Source organism: Companilactobacillus insicii (genome assembly GCF_003946015.1).
GTDB lineage: Bacteria > Bacillota > Bacilli > Lactobacillales > Lactobacillaceae > Companilactobacillus > Companilactobacillus insicii.
On record NZ_RHNU01000011.1, the window covers coordinates 44,016 to 60,986 of the forward strand.

Below are 16,971 nucleotides of genomic sequence, written 5' to 3' on the forward strand. Positions count from 1 at the left end.
TTACATATGATGACTTATTAAAAATATGCAATTGAATCTACTAATACATAAAATACATTATTGAGGAATAATATTATAATCAATTATTTTAAAGTTATTATTGGTTAATCTCGTCTTAGTAATACTTCCGTTATCTGGAAAGGTATCTTCTAATCTAATTACAGAACTGGAATATTCCAAAATAATAGTTTCAATCAAAGTGCCATGTGTAACAACAAGTATTCTGGAATCTATAGAATTTTCTTTTCGTAGTTGATTTAAGCCCTTGTTAAAGCGGATTAACAAATCATCAGAGTTTTCAGCATATCCCCATGGATCAGCCTTCTTCATAATATCTCTTGTAAATTTCATTGAATATTTTTTAGCAAGATCAATCTGATTATCAAATCCGTATGGTTCCGCCAGTTTCTTCTATAGTTCAGTACTGTTTAATCCTTCTAATGAACCGAATGATATCTCTCGAAAGTTCTTATTAATATGTATATCTAAGTCGCTTACTCTGTTTTCATCTTTAATAATTTGAGCAGTATCAATCGCTCTTTTTAAATCTGAGCTATATAGAGCGTCATAATGTGTATTTCGAAGATAGTATCCAGTTTTCTTTAAAACCTGTATTCCTTCATCCGTCAAAGGTGCATCTGACCATCCTTGCATCTTATCCATTAAATTAAATAAAGTTTGTCCATGTCTTATAAAATCTATTTCCAATTATCTATCCTCCATGAAAAGAATGAGGAATGTCATATAAAGACACTCCCCATATATTATTTATTATCAACAATTGCTACGCTTTGACTTGTTCCTAATCTAGATGCACCATTTTTAATCATATTCATTGCATCATCATAAGTATGGATTCCTCCTGAAGCTTTAACCAACGTTCCATTACCGACATTATCTTTAAGTATTGCAACATCACTTGCTTTCGCACCGCTTGAAGAAAAACCAGTTGAGGTTTTAACATAATCAGCTCCATTATTAGAAACTAATTTTGCGGCCTTAGCTTTTTCAACGTCTGTAAGAAATGATGTTTCAATGATTACTTTTAATATTCTTTTACTACCATGAGCTAATTTGACCAGTCTATTAATTTCATTACCAACATATGAATAATTACCAGCTTTAAACATTCCAATATTCATGACCATATCTAATTCATCAGCACCATTCTGAATTGCGTTCTCCAACTCAAATTCCTTAACGGTTGTAGTATTAGCTCCCAACGGAAAGCCTATAACAGTAGCTGTTTTAACTTTTGAACCTTTTAATTTTGAACTAACAAATTCTACCCAAACGGGGTTTACCATAACTGAACAAAAATTATTTTCTTTAGCTTCATTTACTACTCTTTCTACATCATTTTTTGTTGCATCGGGAGATAATAATGTGTGATCTATATACCCACATATGGATATTTCCCCCTGAACCATATCAGAAATTTGGTCAATAATACCTGAGTAATCAACTTTAGAAAAATCAGAAACATCTACCTTGAAGACTTTTCCTAGAGCAAATTCATCATATTTTTTGACTTTCAAAAACTTTTTTAGTTCTTCCTTTGAGGGATTTATGTCAGCTTTACTCCTATCTTTTAATACATCTCCTTTGTGATAGTGATTCATAAGATGTCCTAAATGTCGTTCTGGATCTAAATCTCTTTTCAATTGACGTTCATATAACGTATCAAAATCTGCCGTTAAAACTACAGATATATCTTGATAACAAAATTCATCACTTAATCTTTTTAAGGTTCCCCATTGTTTAAAACTAAACGGATAGTCTGAAATAATCGAGTTTCCTTTTTTCATTTCAATTCTTACTTTCTCCAAGTAAAGTTGAAGTGCTTCATAATCAAGCATTTCTTTTTCACTAGCATTATCAAAACCATATTTGTCATACAGAAATTCTTTCTCAACATCTATTGATAATTCCGTAAATCCTGTAATCTTTTTTTGTATCATTCTATCAAAATATGACTTACCAGTACCTGGTGATCCTGCCATCAACAACAATGTTTTTTTCATAATTATTTCTCCTCTTTAAAATAAAAAAGAGATCCTGTTATCAGCAGAATCTCTTTTTATTTTTATTCTGTAACTGCTGGAATTGGGCTTTTCTTATTCATAAATAAATCAATTTTATGTTTAATAATGTCATGTACAGCTTTATTACATGGAATAATATTATTTCTAAGAGAATTATTTACTTCTGTCTTACCAAAGTATTCTTGTGCTGTCTTTGTCCAAGCAACTAATAGTTCTGTACCAACATTAAATTTACGAATTCCATTTTCAGTTAGACGATGATAATCATCTTCGTTAACACCTGTACCACCATGAACAACTAGTGGTTTATCGATATCTGAATGAATTTCTTCAAGCAATGGGAAGTTTAATTTTGTCTTTGATTGGAATTGACCGTGATGTGTACCAATACCGACAGCCAATGCGTCAACATCACATTCCTTAACGAATTCCACAGCATCTTTGGGATCAGTATATTGACCTTCTTTAACGGTAAATCCTTCTTCTGTACCACCAATAGTACCAATTTCAGCTTCTACGGAAGCACCATGACCATGCGCATATTCAATTACTCGCTTGGTCTTAGCAATATTTTCCTTAAATGGTAATAATGATCCATCAAACATTACTGAACTATACCCTGCGTCAATAGCATCTTTAATATCGGTCAAATCTTTAGCATGATCTAGATGCAATACAACATCCACAGCTTCTTTATCTGACATTGATTTACATACAGCAACAAAGTTACTCATTCCTACATAGCGAGCTGTTGATACACTTGTTTGAATAATAATTGGTGAACCTGAATCACGTGCTGCTTCAATCATACTTGGTACCATTTCCAAGTTATGTGCATTAAATGCTCCAACTGTATAATCTAATTCTTCTGCTTCTTTTAATACTGATGCTAATGTTTTATACATTATATAAATCCTCCAATTAGTAATTTGATTTTAAGACACGTTTTGAAATACTCATTAAATCGTCCATCTTACCAACATACTTTTGAATATCATCATCATCCTTTTTGTAAGCTGCTTCTTTTCTTTTTTCTTCATATAATCTAAGTAACGCGTTATATGCATCTCCAAATTGTTCTTTTTCAGCCAGACTATCTTCGTAATATTTAATTGCATTATCTTTATCATCAAGTTTTTCATACGTGGATCCTAAACTATTTAAAGTAACAATTTTGTCATTACCAGATTGACCTTTTAAAGCAGATTTCAATGATTTGATTTCATTATTCAGATTGTTTTTTTCTTCATCGGTTAATTGAACTTTTGTCTCCTCAACTGGTTTTTTGTCTTTTTTATTTTTAAATAAGCCAAACATTTTTTACCTCCTTAAACTGCTTTAAGAATTGGTGAGATTATCCATGCGTACATTAGACAAGCAACAATTGTATCTGAATCTGTTGCTGATGCATTTGTAAATCCCATATGTGTTAGAACTCCAACTAATAGAGCGGGTAATAATGTAATAAATAATCCGTGAATAACACCACCGATAATTGCACCACGGCGTCCACCAACAGCATTACCAAAAATACCTGCAGTACCACCAGCAAAGAAGTTCGTTAACATACCTGGTAAAATAACGGCTAAACCAAATACTGGTAAGAAAAACATCCCTATTACAGTACCGATAGTTGTTGTTATAAATCCAATAATCACTGAATTAGGTGAGTATGGAAATAGTACTGGGCAATCTAGAGCAGGCTTTGAATTTGGAACAAGCTTCATAGCAATACCACGGAATGCTGGAACAATTTCACCAAGTAATAGTCTTACTCCGGCAAGCAATACATAAACACCAACAACGAATTGAATTGCTTGTAAGAATGCGAACATCATATAATTCATTCCACCAGCACCGATTGATCCGTATTTAGGACCAGCAAATGCTGCAGTTATAAGATACAAAGGAACCATAACTACCATGACTGATAAGTATGTGTCTTGCATAAATTCCAAGCTCTTAGGTAACTTAACATCTTCAAGTGAATGCTTCTTTTCTCCACGCTCACCGAACAACCATGCAGCACCAGATTCAACCATATATCCAACAGTACAAAAGTGACCTAGGGCTATTGCATCATTTCCTGTAATTTTCCTAACGATTGGTTGTGCAATTGCCGGCATTGCAACAGCAAAGATACCACCAATGACACTTCCAAGAGCTATTAATGGGAAACCCGTCAAACCAGCAGCATGTCCACCAATAGTAGTCATAGTTGCCATCCATAGAAGAGCCTGACCTGTTAAGAAAATATATTTCCATGGACTAAATCTCGCAATTATAATATTTACAATAAAAATTCCTAAAAATGTTAAAGCTATTTCATTTCCTAGTCCCAATTGATTCATTGCTTGGCCATTTATAGCTTCAATACTGGGTACAATTCCCGTCAAATGGAAACCATGAGAGAATATTTTTCCAAAGTAGGTCAAACTAGCAACAATGATAGAAGAACCAGCGGACAAAACTTCAAATCCCAGTAATGTTTTAAACGTTCCACTAAGTACGCTACCAAAAGATTTTCGTTGTAAAATCAAACCCAATGCGGCAATTAAAGCAATCGTTATCGCAGCTTGAGTCAAAATATTATCAATAATGAACTTAATAACAGCCATAACTCGTCACCCCTTATTCCAATTTAATTTATTCAAGTTCTTTAATAACTGGAACTAATTTTTCTTCAATTTCTTTTTGATCCACAATATTGTGTAGAAATACAAAGCGAATATCGGGATCCAAATCAAATTTTTCAAATTGTGGTTTGAAATTTTCAGCGGAAACAATAATATCCGTTCTCAATCCTGGTGTTGATGAAATAGCCTCATGATCCAAAGACTCATCTAGATTATGTTTATTTAAAACATCTTCAGCCGTCATTTGACAAGCCAAACTACTGCCTAATCCAGCACCACAAATGAAATAAATCTTTAATTTTTTTGCCATAGTAATTCTCCCTTTAATTATTTTGAATTTTCTTTTTCAAATAACGATTCTTTGAAAGAATTTAAATCCTTGATACTTGATAATTTTTCAATTCTTCCAGGATCAGATACTAGTTGAACAATTGCCTTCATAATATTCAAATGTGAATAATTATTAACAGCGGATAAACAAAAAACCAAGGAGACGGGATCATTATCTTTATTACCGAAATTTACTGGAGTAGATAAAGTAAGTACACTTACACCCAATTGATTTGCTCCTTCTTCAGGTCTGGCATGAGCAAGAGCTAATCCAGGACCTATTACAATATAAGGGCCAAATTTTATAACTGCTTCTAACATTGCATGGACATAATGTTTATTTATGACATCGTCATCTACCAATGGCTGAGCAGCCAATTGTATTGCTTCTTTCCAATTATCAACTTTCTTCTGAATTTGTATTCTGTCATCGGTTAACAAATCTTCTAACATTGGTTGCACCTCCTTTTTATTAATAAATAAATTGTTGTTTCTAAATACGTTCGACAATTTCTTAACAAAGCTATTACTTACTTTATAATCAGTCTCATTTATACAATTAAGCACATCATCAAATAACTTATTTGCATTAATACGCGGTGATTTTTTTGAGGCCTTATGAGATTTCAAAAACTTGCTAATTACCAAATAATCACTGGCCTGCGGTATCGGTGGAAGTTTTATACTGGGAATATTTCCTGTATCTACTTGAATTGTTTTTACAACTAAATCAATTGATAACTTAGACAAAACCGTGAGATCTGAAACACTGAGAACGGACAAAACTTCCATATTGAACTTTTTCTCTAAGTTGGCTGCTAATAGATGGCCTGTAGCTAATCCATAATTACAAACAACCGCAACACGATATTTATATTCTTTATCACGTTCTATTTGCATTTCTGCAGTTCCAAAATAAATGGTTACATAACAAATTTCATCATCCGAAACAATCAAATTTTGTTTTCCGAAATATCTAGTCATAAACTCATATATATTGCTATATATATCAGGATAATTAGCTTTTATAATCTGTTTAAGTGGATTATATGATTGAATATGTTCGTGCAGCCTATAAATCAGACCCGATAAATGATTGTATAATCCTTCATACAGATCTTCTTGGGTTGATAATGGTAGTGATAATTGCTTTTCCATATACGTAACTAATTGCATTGTTAAAATTTGCGTTTCAACCCATTCACTATTAGTATTTTTCAAATTGGAATTAAAACTATTTAAAATGAAATAAATATATCTATATTCCGTATCATCTATATTTTCCAATTTAAAATCAGTTGATAAATTTTTAATATAAACAATGGTTTTTTCATTTTTGGGAATCCACTTATCATGACTCTCAGCAATTATCTGTTTATTACTCAGTATTCTTTGAATCCATATACATGAATACAATATAAGTTGATAATCGTTGGCTACATTCCCAGTTGATCCAATTTTTTGAATTCTGTTCGAATATATTTTCTTTACAGCAATAATTAATTGAATAGGAACAAAACGTTCAATACTTTTAACAATAATATTGGTGTAAGTATTCTCATTACTTATTAACCTAGGAAAATCTATATTTTGAGTAATTGCATCAGCAATCATCATTCTTATTGACCTCTCAGGCCCTTCTATCTGAACACCTTCTTTAATGCTGCTGACGGCCTTAAGAGAATATCGATTGAGAAAACTTCTTAATACTCGCATATCCTCATCCATAGTACTTTTGCTTATTTTCATTTTTTCTTGTTCCTGATAAACAAAAACAGGATCATTGCTAGTCAAAATATCAAAAAGCAATATAATAAATCGTTCCTTTGGTGAATAATACTCCGCATCATCTCCCAATAATTGAAGATCTTCTATCTGGGTCAATTCATTTTCTGAATGATCTAAACGTATAAACCCTCGATTTTGATAGATATTAGAAAGACCACTTTTATCAAAAATCGAATTAATAGTTTTCAATTCATTTCTTATCGTTCTGTCTGAAACATTTAACATTTCACCCAATTCATGAATTTTCATTCCATTAGGTCTAGAAAGTAATATATGAATTATCCTATCTGTTCTTTTTGTCATCTTCCTTTACCTCAATTCCAATTTTATGTGAGCGCTTCCAGAGAATAAAGTTCATCTTTTTGCAAAGCACTATGGAAAAATTGTCCACAAAAAAATTAGAACGACAAAAAAAGTCGGCCAAAAAGGCCGACCAACAAATCTATTAAATTACTAACTACTCAAATCAACATCATCACTAACATCAACTTTCTTCTCAATAAACCCTTCTGAATAGAACAAATCAGCAATCTCCTGCTGTTCTTTAACATACTTACTACTCATGGCAGATATGCCATATGTTCTACGTTCTACCATCTTCTTAACAACTGACTTAGAAACTCCAAGTGATTTACTCATCATAGCTATTAGCTCACTATGATTATTATTGGCCCAAGTCATATCGTCCTGTAAATATTCAATCAGGTACTTGCTAATTGTCTTATTGTTCTTAGCAAAACTTGTCGTCGATAGAATATAATCTCGGTTATTAGTAATACCTGAACCGTTAATCAATACTTTAGCATTCTGGTTTATTTCGGCTTGAGATACAAATGGATCCCAAGTTGCCCACGCATCAACTTTTCCCTTAGAAAAAGCAATGCTTGCCGCAGATTGATCCATATTGACCCAAGTTACATCATCGGCACTAAGTCCGGCTTTCTCCAAAGCCTTTAGCAACATATACTGTGAACTCGTACCTTTGGTATAGGCGACTTTCTTTCCCTTCAAGTCCGCAACTGAAGAAATACTTGAATTCTTATTTACCAAAATAGCTGAACCTTTGGCTTTCGAATACCCAGCAGCTATATAAGCTAATTTAGTTCCAGATGCTTGAGCAGAAACTGGCGGTGTATCACCCGTTCTGGCATAATCAACTGAACCTGAATTCAAAGCTTGCATTAGCGAGCTACCATCAGAGAATTCTTTCCAACTGACTTTATATCCTTTGGCCTTCATTTTCTTATCGAATTCACCACGTTGTTTTGCAATATCAAAAGGATCACCTTTTTGATATCCAATAGTAACAGTAGTCAATCCTGAAGTACTGGCTCCAGCATTAGTTTGTTTGAATCCATAAAAGGCGATACATGCCCAAAATATCAATACAACACTAATAAGTATTTTTTTTAATCGTCTTTTATTCTTATTCATTAATCAAAATAGCCTCCATTTTAATTTTGCTATTGTTCATCCATTGCTGGTTTGATTGCTTGATTATTTTTGGCATTTAATACACTCCTTTTAAATTTCTGTGGTCTTCCAATTAGAATTCCAAACGGTGGCACTTTGTAGCAGAACCACGAGATAACAAATGCTCCACCTAGAACGAATGCATATCCTAATGGCAACATCACTAGCATCACCCACGATGAAACGTTTAATAACGAAAGAATTTTATACAGCATTAAAATTGGCAAACTTTGAACTAAATATAGCCCGAACGAAACCTTTGATAGATTTTTAATTAATTTATCAATCCATATTGGCAGTCCAGCTTCTCTAGCATGAGTATATTGTCGACCAATCCAAAAGACAAAGACGATCATTGCTACGTCATACACAAAAATAAATGGCTGATGTATCGACAATGTTCCATCCATACCTAACTTAAGTACTCTTTGGTCAAAATAGAATATTCCTACTGTTCCAAGTGCTAGAGTTGCAGTAATCCAACCTATCAACTTATGGAATCTTTCAACAAACTCATCAAAAGCATCATAATGAATAGCGACAAAAGCTCCAGCTATGAAATAAAATTGATAAGTAAAAACATTTAGTCCATACGCCTTGAACAAATAAGGCCAGCCACTACGATCAACTCCGGGCAACAAATACTTAATACTAAAAGTAATGACCATTTGCAGTAAGGCACTGATTCCTAAAATCATCAGATGATGATCTTCAAATTTCTTAAACATCTTGATGATAAGCGGAAAAATTAAGTACAGCTGAAACGTTACAATAATGTAGTACATATAATATTCATTTCCATGCAGCCATGCGTCGAGTAAATGATTCCAGTAATCACTCCAAATTATTGTTCCACCAGCAAAAATGGTAGTAAGTAGCATGATGATAGCATTCCAACTTAGGTATGGAATGCCAACATTTGTGTAGCGCTTCTTCCAGAAGCTAAACCAATTATTTTCAAGATGATAATAATTGAGAACTAGCACTAAACCCGTCATAAACATGAATCCCATTCTCGTAAAATGAAGTGATAAATGAGTTGATTCTAAAAATAATTTACTGAACGAGTTAGACGACATACTCGACTTGAACGCAGTTGTAGTGTGATTGAGTAATACACCACCGATAAAAATCACACGCATCAAATCTACTTCATGTAAATATCTTTTCCCTTTCTTTTTGGTCAAATGCTCACCTCTATATTCTTCTTTCATTTATATAAAGCATGTATAAGTTATAGCATCCCTACTAGCTCAAGGTCTTGATGATTTATTAAGGTTAAAATATGAATTTCTTATTTTTAAATATTTGTAAATAGTAATAATTACTATTTACAAATTTATCTCAGTAATATATTCTTAATTAGTAATAATTACTATTCAAGGGAGAAAATCATTTATGCATTTCAAAAGATTCAAAGTTTTAATAGTAACTGTCGGAGTTCTTCTACTAGGATTAGTCTTAACCGCCTGTGGTAATTCAGACAACTCCGCATCTAAAAATAGCAACATCAAAATCGTCGCTACAACAGACTTCTACGGTGAAGTTGCTAAAGCTGTTGTCGGTAATAAAGGTACTGTTGAATCGATAATTAATAAGCCCGGAGTCGATCCTCACGATTACGAACCCACTACTGCCATTGCTAAAGATGTCAGTAATGCAGATGTAACTATTGCAAATGGATTAGGTTACGATTCATGGATGAACAAATTAAGTAAAAAAAATAATGGCACTTTCATCAAAGTTGGTGAAAATATACTCGATAAAAAGACCGGGGATAATCCACATATTTGGTACAATCCAACAACCATGCCGAAACTCGCTAACAAAATAGCTACAGAATTAAGCAAGAAACAACCTGATAACGAAAAGTATTTCAAAGCTAATGCTAAAAAATACATTAGTTCTCTAAAACCCGTACAAAACGAGCTCGATGAACTAACAAATAAAGCCAAAGAATCTGATAATAAAGAAGTCTATGTTAGTGAACCTGTCTTCGATTACTCTATTAAGGCCATTGGCTTCACAGTTGGTAACAAAGACTTCGAAAAAGCTGTCGAAAACGGAACTGATCCTTCACCTACAGTAATCAAAAATATGCGACAAGGTATTCAAAAAAGAAAAATTTCGTTTTTAGTCTACAATTCACAGGCCGATAGTAAAACTGTCGATAATATGATCGCTTTAGCAAAGAAAAACAACATTCCCATTTTAAAAGTCACTGAAACTTTACCTGCAGGTAAGACTTACAAAGAATGGATGCTATCACAATATCAACAACTAAATACAATATTAGAAAAAAGTGAACGATAATATCACAAAATAGCGATTGGTCTAGCTCAATGTAATGATTTAATTAAAAAAGAAAGACACCGTACAAAATAATATTAGATAAGTTCAAACCGAACTAAAGCCTGGCAATTAGCGCCAGGCTTTTTTATTTGGTATAGATATTTTTTAGAAACCGCTTGCAATTATTTAGAACATCATATATATTCTAATTATTATTTAATACATCACATTAATGATTAAGGAGTTATATATATTATGAAACAAATTTATTTCTTTTCCGAAGGTAACAAAGACATGCGTGATCTATTAGGAGGTAAAGGAGCTAATCTTGCTGAAATGACCCGATTAAATCTTCCTGTCCCCCACGGATTTACGATTACCACCGAGGCTTGTCACTCTTATCAGCAAAATAGTCATCAATTAAGTGAATCACTGATGCTTGAGATCGATAACGCTTTGGATAGATTAAGTGCTTCAACTGGAAAAAAATTCAACGATGATACTGATCCACTGCTTATATCCGTTCGTTCCGGTGCCGCTATCTCCATGCCAGGAATGATGGATACCATTTTGAATATCGGACTTAATGACAACTCCGTTATTGCTCTAGCTAACATTACTGGTAATGAACGTTTTGCTTATGATAGTTATCGCCGTCTTCTAGGAATGTTTGGTAACGTTGTCTATGGTATCGATGAGAGTACCTTTGACAACGTCTTAACTGAGACAAAAAAAGCCCACAATTATCAATCCGATCTTGAATTAACAACTGTCGACTTAAAGAACATCGTTACTCGTTTTAAAGAAATTTATCAAAACGAAGCTAACAAATTGTTCCCTCAAGATCCGAAGGAACAATTATTGGCTGCCGTTGATGCAGTTTTTGCATCATGGGATAACAATCGTGCACGTGTTTATCGCCGTCAAAATAACATCCCTGAAACATTAGGAACTGCCGTTAACGTTCAAACAATGGTCTTCGGTAACTCTGGTGAAGACTCCGGTACCGGTGTCGCCTTCACTAGAAACCCAGCTACTGGTGAAAAAAATCTATTCGGAGAATATCTATTAAATGCACAAGGTGAAGATGTTGTGTCAGGTGTACGTACTCCTGAATCAATCGAAACATTACGTAAATCGATGCCCGAAATTTACGATCAATTCGCTAAAATAGCTGAGAAATTAGAAACACATTACCGCGATATGCAAGATTTGGAATTTACGATTGAACACGGCAAACTTTACTTATTACAAGCTCGTGCTGGTAAGCGTACTCCCGCAGCAGCTGTAAAAGTCGCCGTCGACTTAGTAAATGAAGGACTTATCGACAAAGAAACAGCTATCAAACGTATCAAACCAGAATCCATCTCAGCAATGCTTCATTCCGAATTTGCTCATAAAGCTCTTGAACGACAACACATCTTAGCAACTGGTTTACCAGCCTCCCCAGGTGCGGCCAGTGGACAAGTATACTTCACAGCAGCATCCGCAAAGAGTGCACATGATGATAAGCATCAAAAGGTTGTTCTTCTGAGACAAGATACTTCACCAGAGGATATCGAAGGTATGGTTGTCAGTGAGGCTATCGTAACTTCACGTGGTGGAATGACTTCTCACGCTGCTGTTGTAGCCCGAGGTATGGGTTCAACTGGTGTCGTTGGTGCCCATGCACTGCAAGTAAGTTATGAGAACAAAACCGCTTCGGTTGAAGACACAGTTATTCACGAAGGTGATTGGATCTCAGTTGATGGTACGAGTGGCCATTTATATTTAGGACAATTAGAAACAACTGATGCAAATATAAACGATGATCTTTCAACTCTACTGGAATGGTCTAAAGAAATCAGTCATTTGGGTGTTTACACGAACGCTGATACACCAGCAGACTTCCAACGTGCACTAGACTTTGATGCTGATGGAATCGGTCTAACTAGAACTGAGCATATGTTCTTCAAGCCTGAACGACTCTTACAAATGCGTCGTTTGATCCTTGCCAAAGATGCTGAAGGACGCAAAGATCCATTAGCGAAAATCCTCGCTTTACAACAAAACGATTTCTATAAAATTTATAAATTATCTGCGGGTAAATCAGTTACAGTCAGATTACTGGATCCACCATTACATGAGTTTTTACCACATGATGAAAAAGAAATTAACTTAGTCGCTAAAGAAATAGATACTACTGTTGATACACTCAAAGCCAGAATCGATTCACTAAAGGAATTAAATCCTATGCTTGGTCATCGTGGAGATAGATTAGCTGTAACCTATCCTGATATTTACCAAATGCAAGTAACAGCCATCACAAATGCCGCTATTCAATTGAATCAAGAAGGATTCGATATTAAACCACATATCATGATTCCCTTAACAAACTCAAAAAAAGAAATGAAATGGGTTCGTGATGTTGTTGAACAAACTATCCAAAAAATTCTAATTGAGAAAAATACTGATCTTGAATATAAAATTGGTACAATGATGGAGATGCCTCGTGCCTGTGTTACAGCTAACAAAATTGCTGAAGTATCAGACTTCTTTAGTTTTGGTACAAATGATCTAACCCAACTAACCTTTGGTTATTCACGTGATGATGTTGGCTCATTCATGCCAGAATATATTGCCCAAGGGATCTTGCCAAATGATCCATTCCAAACAGTTGATACTGAAGGTGTCGGAGAACTGATGCGAATGGCCGTGGAACGCGGTCGTAGTACTAATTCTGAACTACCAATTGGTGTCTGTGGTGAAGTTGGTGGAGATCCTAAATCAATCCAATTTTTTGAAAAAATCGGCATTTCATATGTATCTTGTTCACCTTTTAGAATCCCTGTAGCAAGAATTGCTGCTGCTCAAGCTGCATTACCTAATAATTAGGCTTCCAAAAAATACTACGTGATATTATAATTAATATAACAACATATATTCTAGGGAGATATCATGTATTTAACTGACCGCCAAAAACAAATTATCGATATGACCAGACAAAAAAGTCCAATGACAAGTGAACAAATTGCTGAAAAATTGCAACTAAGTGTGCCCACGATCCGTGGGGACTTACGCTTGCTGACAGCTACGGAGATATTAAGATCACGACCAAAAGTAGGATATGAATTCTCTCAATTACCGAAGTCCAGTTTAGACTTCGATGAATTATACGGAGAATCAATCGCCCATATCCTAATCAATCCAATCTTCGTCCAACCTAGTACAACTCTGCCAGAATGTGTCAATAAACTATTTATCAATGATGTCGGGTCATTATATGTAACGGACAATGATGACAAGTTGTTAGGACTTATTTCACGTAAAGATTTATTAGCAGTAACTGTCAACAACGCTGATACTGATTCAATGATTGCCAGTATGGTTATGACGCGAATGCCTAATCTAGTCACTGTCAACTCAGATATGTCGATAATTGAGGTTGGTAGATTACTCTATAAACACCAAGTTGACTCACTTCCAGTCACAAAAAAAGACGACCCTACTCAGGTCGTCGGTAAAATTACTAAAAATCGCATCTTCCAATACTTTATTGAAGTCGGTTTGAAATATACTGATTAATGAAATCAGCCAATATAGTTTTGGCTGATTTTTTTGTGCTTAAAAATTACAAGTTAAATAATATCGAGTAAACATATGTATCGTATAATTAATATATATATTCCAGAAAGTGAGTAACTACATGTCAATAATTTCAATGGACAAAGTAACAAAACAAAATAATGGTAACTACGATTTAAAAAATATCACTCTGAATATTGATGCAAACTCAAAAATTGGAATTAAACTACCCCCTACTATTACAAAAACACTGTTTGGAATAATAAAGGGAATCATCCCTATCTCGAGTGGAAGTATAACTAGAGAAACAAATTCCATCGTCTATGGACTCAATGATGACGGATTATATGAATCGTATTCCGTTAAGAAATATCTAAAACTATTTCAAAAGATTTTTAATTCTGATGTAAGTATCTCTGATAACCTTCAAGAATTCTCGTTAGAAGATGTCGAGAATACAAAAATCAAAGAACTATCAAAAGATCAAAAAAGACGAGTTAGCTTGTTTCGCATGTTTATATCATCTTCAAAACTCATGCTTATTGAAAGTCCCTTAACTAACTTAACTGATGAAGGAATTGAGTTATATTTAAAAGCCGTTGAATTTGTCAGAAAATCTGGCATAACAATTCTCTTTACATCATATTATATGGAGGAATTACTACTGTTAAGCGATGAGATTTATCGTTATAACGAACATACTGGACTTGAAAAAACCGATGTCGTTAATGAACCCAGCGCCGTTTCTACTGATGACAAAACAGATAAGTTTCAACCACAAAAGAACTTTAAAGTTGCCTGTAAGCTAGCCGATAAAACGATTTTTTTCAATCCAGATGAAATTGACTTCATAGAAAGTATAAATTCGGTAAGTAATATTCGTATCGGTGATGAATACTACCCTTCATTGTTGACCATGAATGAATTGGAACAAAAGCTCGAAAGCTTCGGCTTTTATCGTTGTCATCGTTCTTATTTAGTGAATCTGCAACGTATCTCTGAACTCATAAGTTACTCGAGAAATAGTTATACTCTAATTCTCAAAGGACCCACAAAAGAAAAATTACCATTGTCCAGAGCAAAAATGGAAACTTTAAGAAAATTAATTGGAGCATAACGATGGAATAACGCACAACTCGGCCATTATCTGCCACAGTTGGGCGATTTTTTAATACATTTATTTCATTATCTTCTAACATAAATCTCGTAAACAACGAAAGGGAGAAGATAATGACTCAACTGGAAACAATCAGTGTTAAACATCTATCGAAACAATTTAAGAATCAAACTGCTTTAAGGGATATAAGTTTTAGTATTAAGTCCGGTGAAATATTCGGTTTCTTAGGACCATCTGGTGCAGGTAAAACTACTACTATAAAGATTCTCACGGGACAAATGCATCCTAGTGATGGTTTTGCATCTGTACTTGGCGTTCCAACTGAAAAAATAAATGAGCATATCTATGAACAGATAGGTATTGTTACCCATAACAGTGGTATATACGATAAATTATCGGTGTACAAAAACTTAGAAATATTCACTAAACTATTAAACGTTAAAAAATCCAAAATTGATGAAATCCTTAAACAAGTCGGATTATTTAAAGATCGGAAAAAAATTGCCGGAAAACTATCACAGGGTATGCGCCAAAGACTAGTGTTAGCAAGAGCTGTATTGCACAATCCTAAGGTACTTTTTCTAGACGAACCAACTAGTGGCCTGGATCCAAGTACTCAAATAGAAATTCACAGACTAATCAAGTCCTTAAGAGATAACGGCACTGCAATCTTTTTAACAACCCACAATATGGAAGAAGCCGACAAATTATGCGACCGTCTGGCCTTACTAAATGACGGAAAGATTGTTGAAACTGGTACTCCCAGAGAAATAAGATTAAATCATAATAAGAAAAAGCGTTACAAAATTCTGCTTAAAGATGACAGCGAATTTACTTTGTCGCAATCTGAAGAAACAACGCAAAAGATCAATTGGTGGATGACTAACAATGAACTAGTAACCATTCATTCATGCGAACCAACATTAGAAACAGTGTTCTTAGAAGTTACTGGGAGGGAATTAATTTGAACTTATCAATTAGAAAAATAAGTGCCATTTTACAACTAAAACTACAATCAATTATCACAAATGTATCTATTATGGTTGCTCCACTACTAGCTATCGGATTTGTATTGATAATGAAAATATCTATGCCTAAAGCCGTCATGACGGGAGCGTTTCTATTAAGCTTTGGCGTTTTGTTCAACTCAATCATGGGTGGAATTATGATGGGGAGCTATCCTCTTGCTGAGGAAAAAGAAAAGAATACACTGAGAGTACTTATGACATCATCTGTTAATGGTGCTGAATTCATAATTGGTAGTATTATTCCATCAATATTAATGATTATTCTGGTTAACATTATTTTAGTGCCAATAGCTGGAGTTGCTATGAGTAAGATCAATTGGCCAATTTATCTTATTTACACTACTTTAAGTGGATTCATCAGCATAATGATTGGATATATCGTTGGTATATATTCGAAGAATCAAATGCAAGCTGGAAATATTAGTATGCCTATTCTTCTAATATTCACTATGACCCCTATGTTCCAAATGATTAATAAAACCATCGCCAATATTGCATCATTCGCATATTCTGGTACGATTATTAATTTTATAAATAACATGCTTACAAAAAGTTATTCAGCTAACTTCAAAGATATAGCTGTTCTTACAATATGGACCGTTTTAAGTATCTTAATATTTATTTACGCTTATACAAAACACGGTTTAGATTCTGAATAAACATGGCAAAATAAAAGTCCGCTGTGGTAGAGCCTTGAG

General features: G+C 34.0%; 14 protein-coding genes and 1 pseudogene. 6 read left to right on the forward strand and 9 right to left on the reverse strand.

All coding sequences use genetic code 11. The features are described from left to right. Positions 1-57: 57 nt before the first annotated feature. The 9 genes and pseudogenes from EKM79_RS12370 to EKM79_RS05105 all read right to left on the reverse strand — a co-directional run bounded on the left by EKM79_RS12370 (position 58) and on the right by EKM79_RS05105 (position 9,486). Positions 58-708, reverse strand: a pseudogene (locus EKM79_RS12370) (histidine phosphatase family protein). 56 nt (positions 709-764) lie between these two features. Further along, entirely contained in the window at positions 765-1,415 is a 651-nt protein-coding gene (gene deoC / locus EKM79_RS05070; protein ID WP_164506014.1) for a deoxyribose-phosphate aldolase, read from the reverse strand. Between the two features lie 671 nt (positions 1,416-2,086). Further along, positions 2,087-2,950, reverse strand: a complete 864-nt coding sequence (locus EKM79_RS05075; protein ID WP_125566534.1) for a class II fructose-bisphosphate aldolase — start codon at positions 2,948-2,950, stop codon at positions 2,087-2,089. 16 nt (positions 2,951-2,966) lie between these two features. Next, complete coding sequence (locus EKM79_RS05080; protein ID WP_125566536.1) at positions 2,967-3,362, reverse strand: tetratricopeptide repeat protein; 396 nt, start codon at positions 3,360-3,362, stop codon at positions 2,967-2,969. Positions 3,363-3,373: 11 nt separating this feature from the next. Further along, entirely contained in the window at positions 3,374-4,663 is a 1,290-nt protein-coding gene (locus tag EKM79_RS05085) for a PTS sugar transporter subunit IIC (RefSeq protein ID WP_125566538.1), read from the reverse strand. Positions 4,664-4,691: 28 nt separating this feature from the next. After that, positions 4,692-4,991, reverse strand: a complete 300-nt coding sequence (locus EKM79_RS05090) for a PTS sugar transporter subunit IIB (RefSeq protein ID WP_125566540.1) — start codon at positions 4,989-4,991, stop codon at positions 4,692-4,694. 17 nt (positions 4,992-5,008) lie between these two features. Continuing rightward, on the reverse strand, positions 5,009-7,102 hold the full coding sequence (locus tag EKM79_RS05095; RefSeq protein WP_125566542.1) for a BglG family transcription antiterminator: 2,094 nt from the start codon (positions 7,100-7,102) through the stop codon (positions 5,009-5,011). A 150-nt stretch (positions 7,103-7,252) separates the two neighbouring features. Further along, positions 7,253-8,233: an aliphatic sulfonate ABC transporter substrate-binding protein gene (locus tag EKM79_RS05100; protein ID WP_125566544.1), complete on the reverse strand. Its 981-nt coding sequence runs from the start codon at positions 8,231-8,233 to the stop codon at positions 7,253-7,255. A gap of 29 nt (positions 8,234-8,262) precedes the next feature. Next, a complete protein-coding gene (locus EKM79_RS05105) occupies positions 8,263-9,486 on the reverse strand; it encodes an acyltransferase (protein ID WP_164506011.1) in 1,224 nt (407 codons plus the stop codon). A 184-nt stretch (positions 9,487-9,670) separates the two neighbouring features. On the opposite strand from EKM79_RS05105, the gene EKM79_RS05110 reads away from it, so the two are divergent. The 6 genes from EKM79_RS05110 to EKM79_RS05135 all read left to right on the forward strand — a co-directional run bounded on the left by EKM79_RS05110 (position 9,671) and on the right by EKM79_RS05135 (position 16,932). Further along, entirely contained in the window at positions 9,671-10,585 is a 915-nt protein-coding gene (locus tag EKM79_RS05110; RefSeq protein ID WP_125566546.1) for a metal ABC transporter solute-binding protein, read from the forward strand. Positions 10,586-10,819: 234 nt separating this feature from the next. After that, positions 10,820-13,438, forward strand: a complete 2,619-nt coding sequence (gene ppdK, locus EKM79_RS05115) for a pyruvate, phosphate dikinase (protein WP_125566549.1) — start codon at positions 10,820-10,822, stop codon at positions 13,436-13,438. Between the two features lie 63 nt (positions 13,439-13,501). Next, entirely contained in the window at positions 13,502-14,128 is a 627-nt protein-coding gene (locus EKM79_RS05120; protein WP_125566551.1) for a CBS domain-containing protein, read from the forward strand. A gap of 136 nt (positions 14,129-14,264) precedes the next feature. Continuing rightward, entirely contained in the window at positions 14,265-15,245 is a 981-nt protein-coding gene (locus EKM79_RS05125) for a LytTR family transcriptional regulator DNA-binding domain-containing protein (protein ID WP_246005632.1), read from the forward strand. A 113-nt stretch (positions 15,246-15,358) separates the two neighbouring features. Beyond that, on the forward strand, positions 15,359-16,213 hold the full coding sequence (locus EKM79_RS05130; RefSeq protein ID WP_125566555.1) for an ABC transporter ATP-binding protein: 855 nt from the start codon (positions 15,359-15,361) through the stop codon (positions 16,211-16,213). Continuing rightward, on the forward strand, positions 16,210-16,932 hold the full coding sequence (locus EKM79_RS05135; RefSeq protein WP_125566557.1) for an ABC transporter permease: 723 nt from the start codon (positions 16,210-16,212) through the stop codon (positions 16,930-16,932). Before EKM79_RS05130 ends, EKM79_RS05135 begins: the two co-directional genes overlap by 4 nt. Positions 16,933-16,971 lie beyond the last annotated feature (39 nt).

Bases quoted from the DNA above. Each gene is read 5' to 3' on its own strand.
- EKM79_RS05075 (WP_125566534.1), bottom strand. From the start codon at position 2,950: ATGTATAAAACATTAGCATCAGTATTAAAAGAAGCAGAAGAATTAGAT.
- EKM79_RS05080 (WP_125566536.1), bottom strand. From the start codon at position 3,362: ATGTTTGGCTTATTTAAAAATAAAAAAGACAAAAAACCAGTTGAGGAG.
- EKM79_RS05085 (WP_125566538.1), bottom strand. From the start codon at position 4,663: ATGGCTGTTATTAAGTTCATTATTGATAATATTTTGACTCAAGCTGCG.
- EKM79_RS05090 (WP_125566540.1), bottom strand. From the start codon at position 4,991: ATGGCAAAAAAATTAAAGATTTATTTCATTTGTGGTGCTGGATTAGGC.
- EKM79_RS05095 (WP_125566542.1), bottom strand. From the start codon at position 7,102: ATGACAAAAAGAACAGATAGGATAATTCATATATTACTTTCTAGACCT.
- EKM79_RS05100 (WP_125566544.1), bottom strand. From the start codon at position 8,233: ATGAATAAGAATAAAAGACGATTAAAAAAAATACTTATTAGTGTTGTA.
- EKM79_RS05105 (WP_164506011.1), bottom strand. From the start codon at position 9,486: ATGAAAGAAGAATATAGAGGTGAGCATTTGACCAAAAAGAAAGGGAAA.
- EKM79_RS05110 (WP_125566546.1), top strand. From the start codon at position 9,671: ATGCATTTCAAAAGATTCAAAGTTTTAATAGTAACTGTCGGAGTTCTT.
- ppdK (WP_125566549.1), top strand. From the start codon at position 10,820: ATGAAACAAATTTATTTCTTTTCCGAAGGTAACAAAGACATGCGTGAT.
- EKM79_RS05120 (WP_125566551.1), top strand. From the start codon at position 13,502: ATGTATTTAACTGACCGCCAAAAACAAATTATCGATATGACCAGACAA.
- EKM79_RS05125 (WP_246005632.1), top strand. From the start codon at position 14,265: ATGGACAAAGTAACAAAACAAAATAATGGTAACTACGATTTAAAAAAT.
- EKM79_RS05130 (WP_125566555.1), top strand. From the start codon at position 15,359: ATGACTCAACTGGAAACAATCAGTGTTAAACATCTATCGAAACAATTT.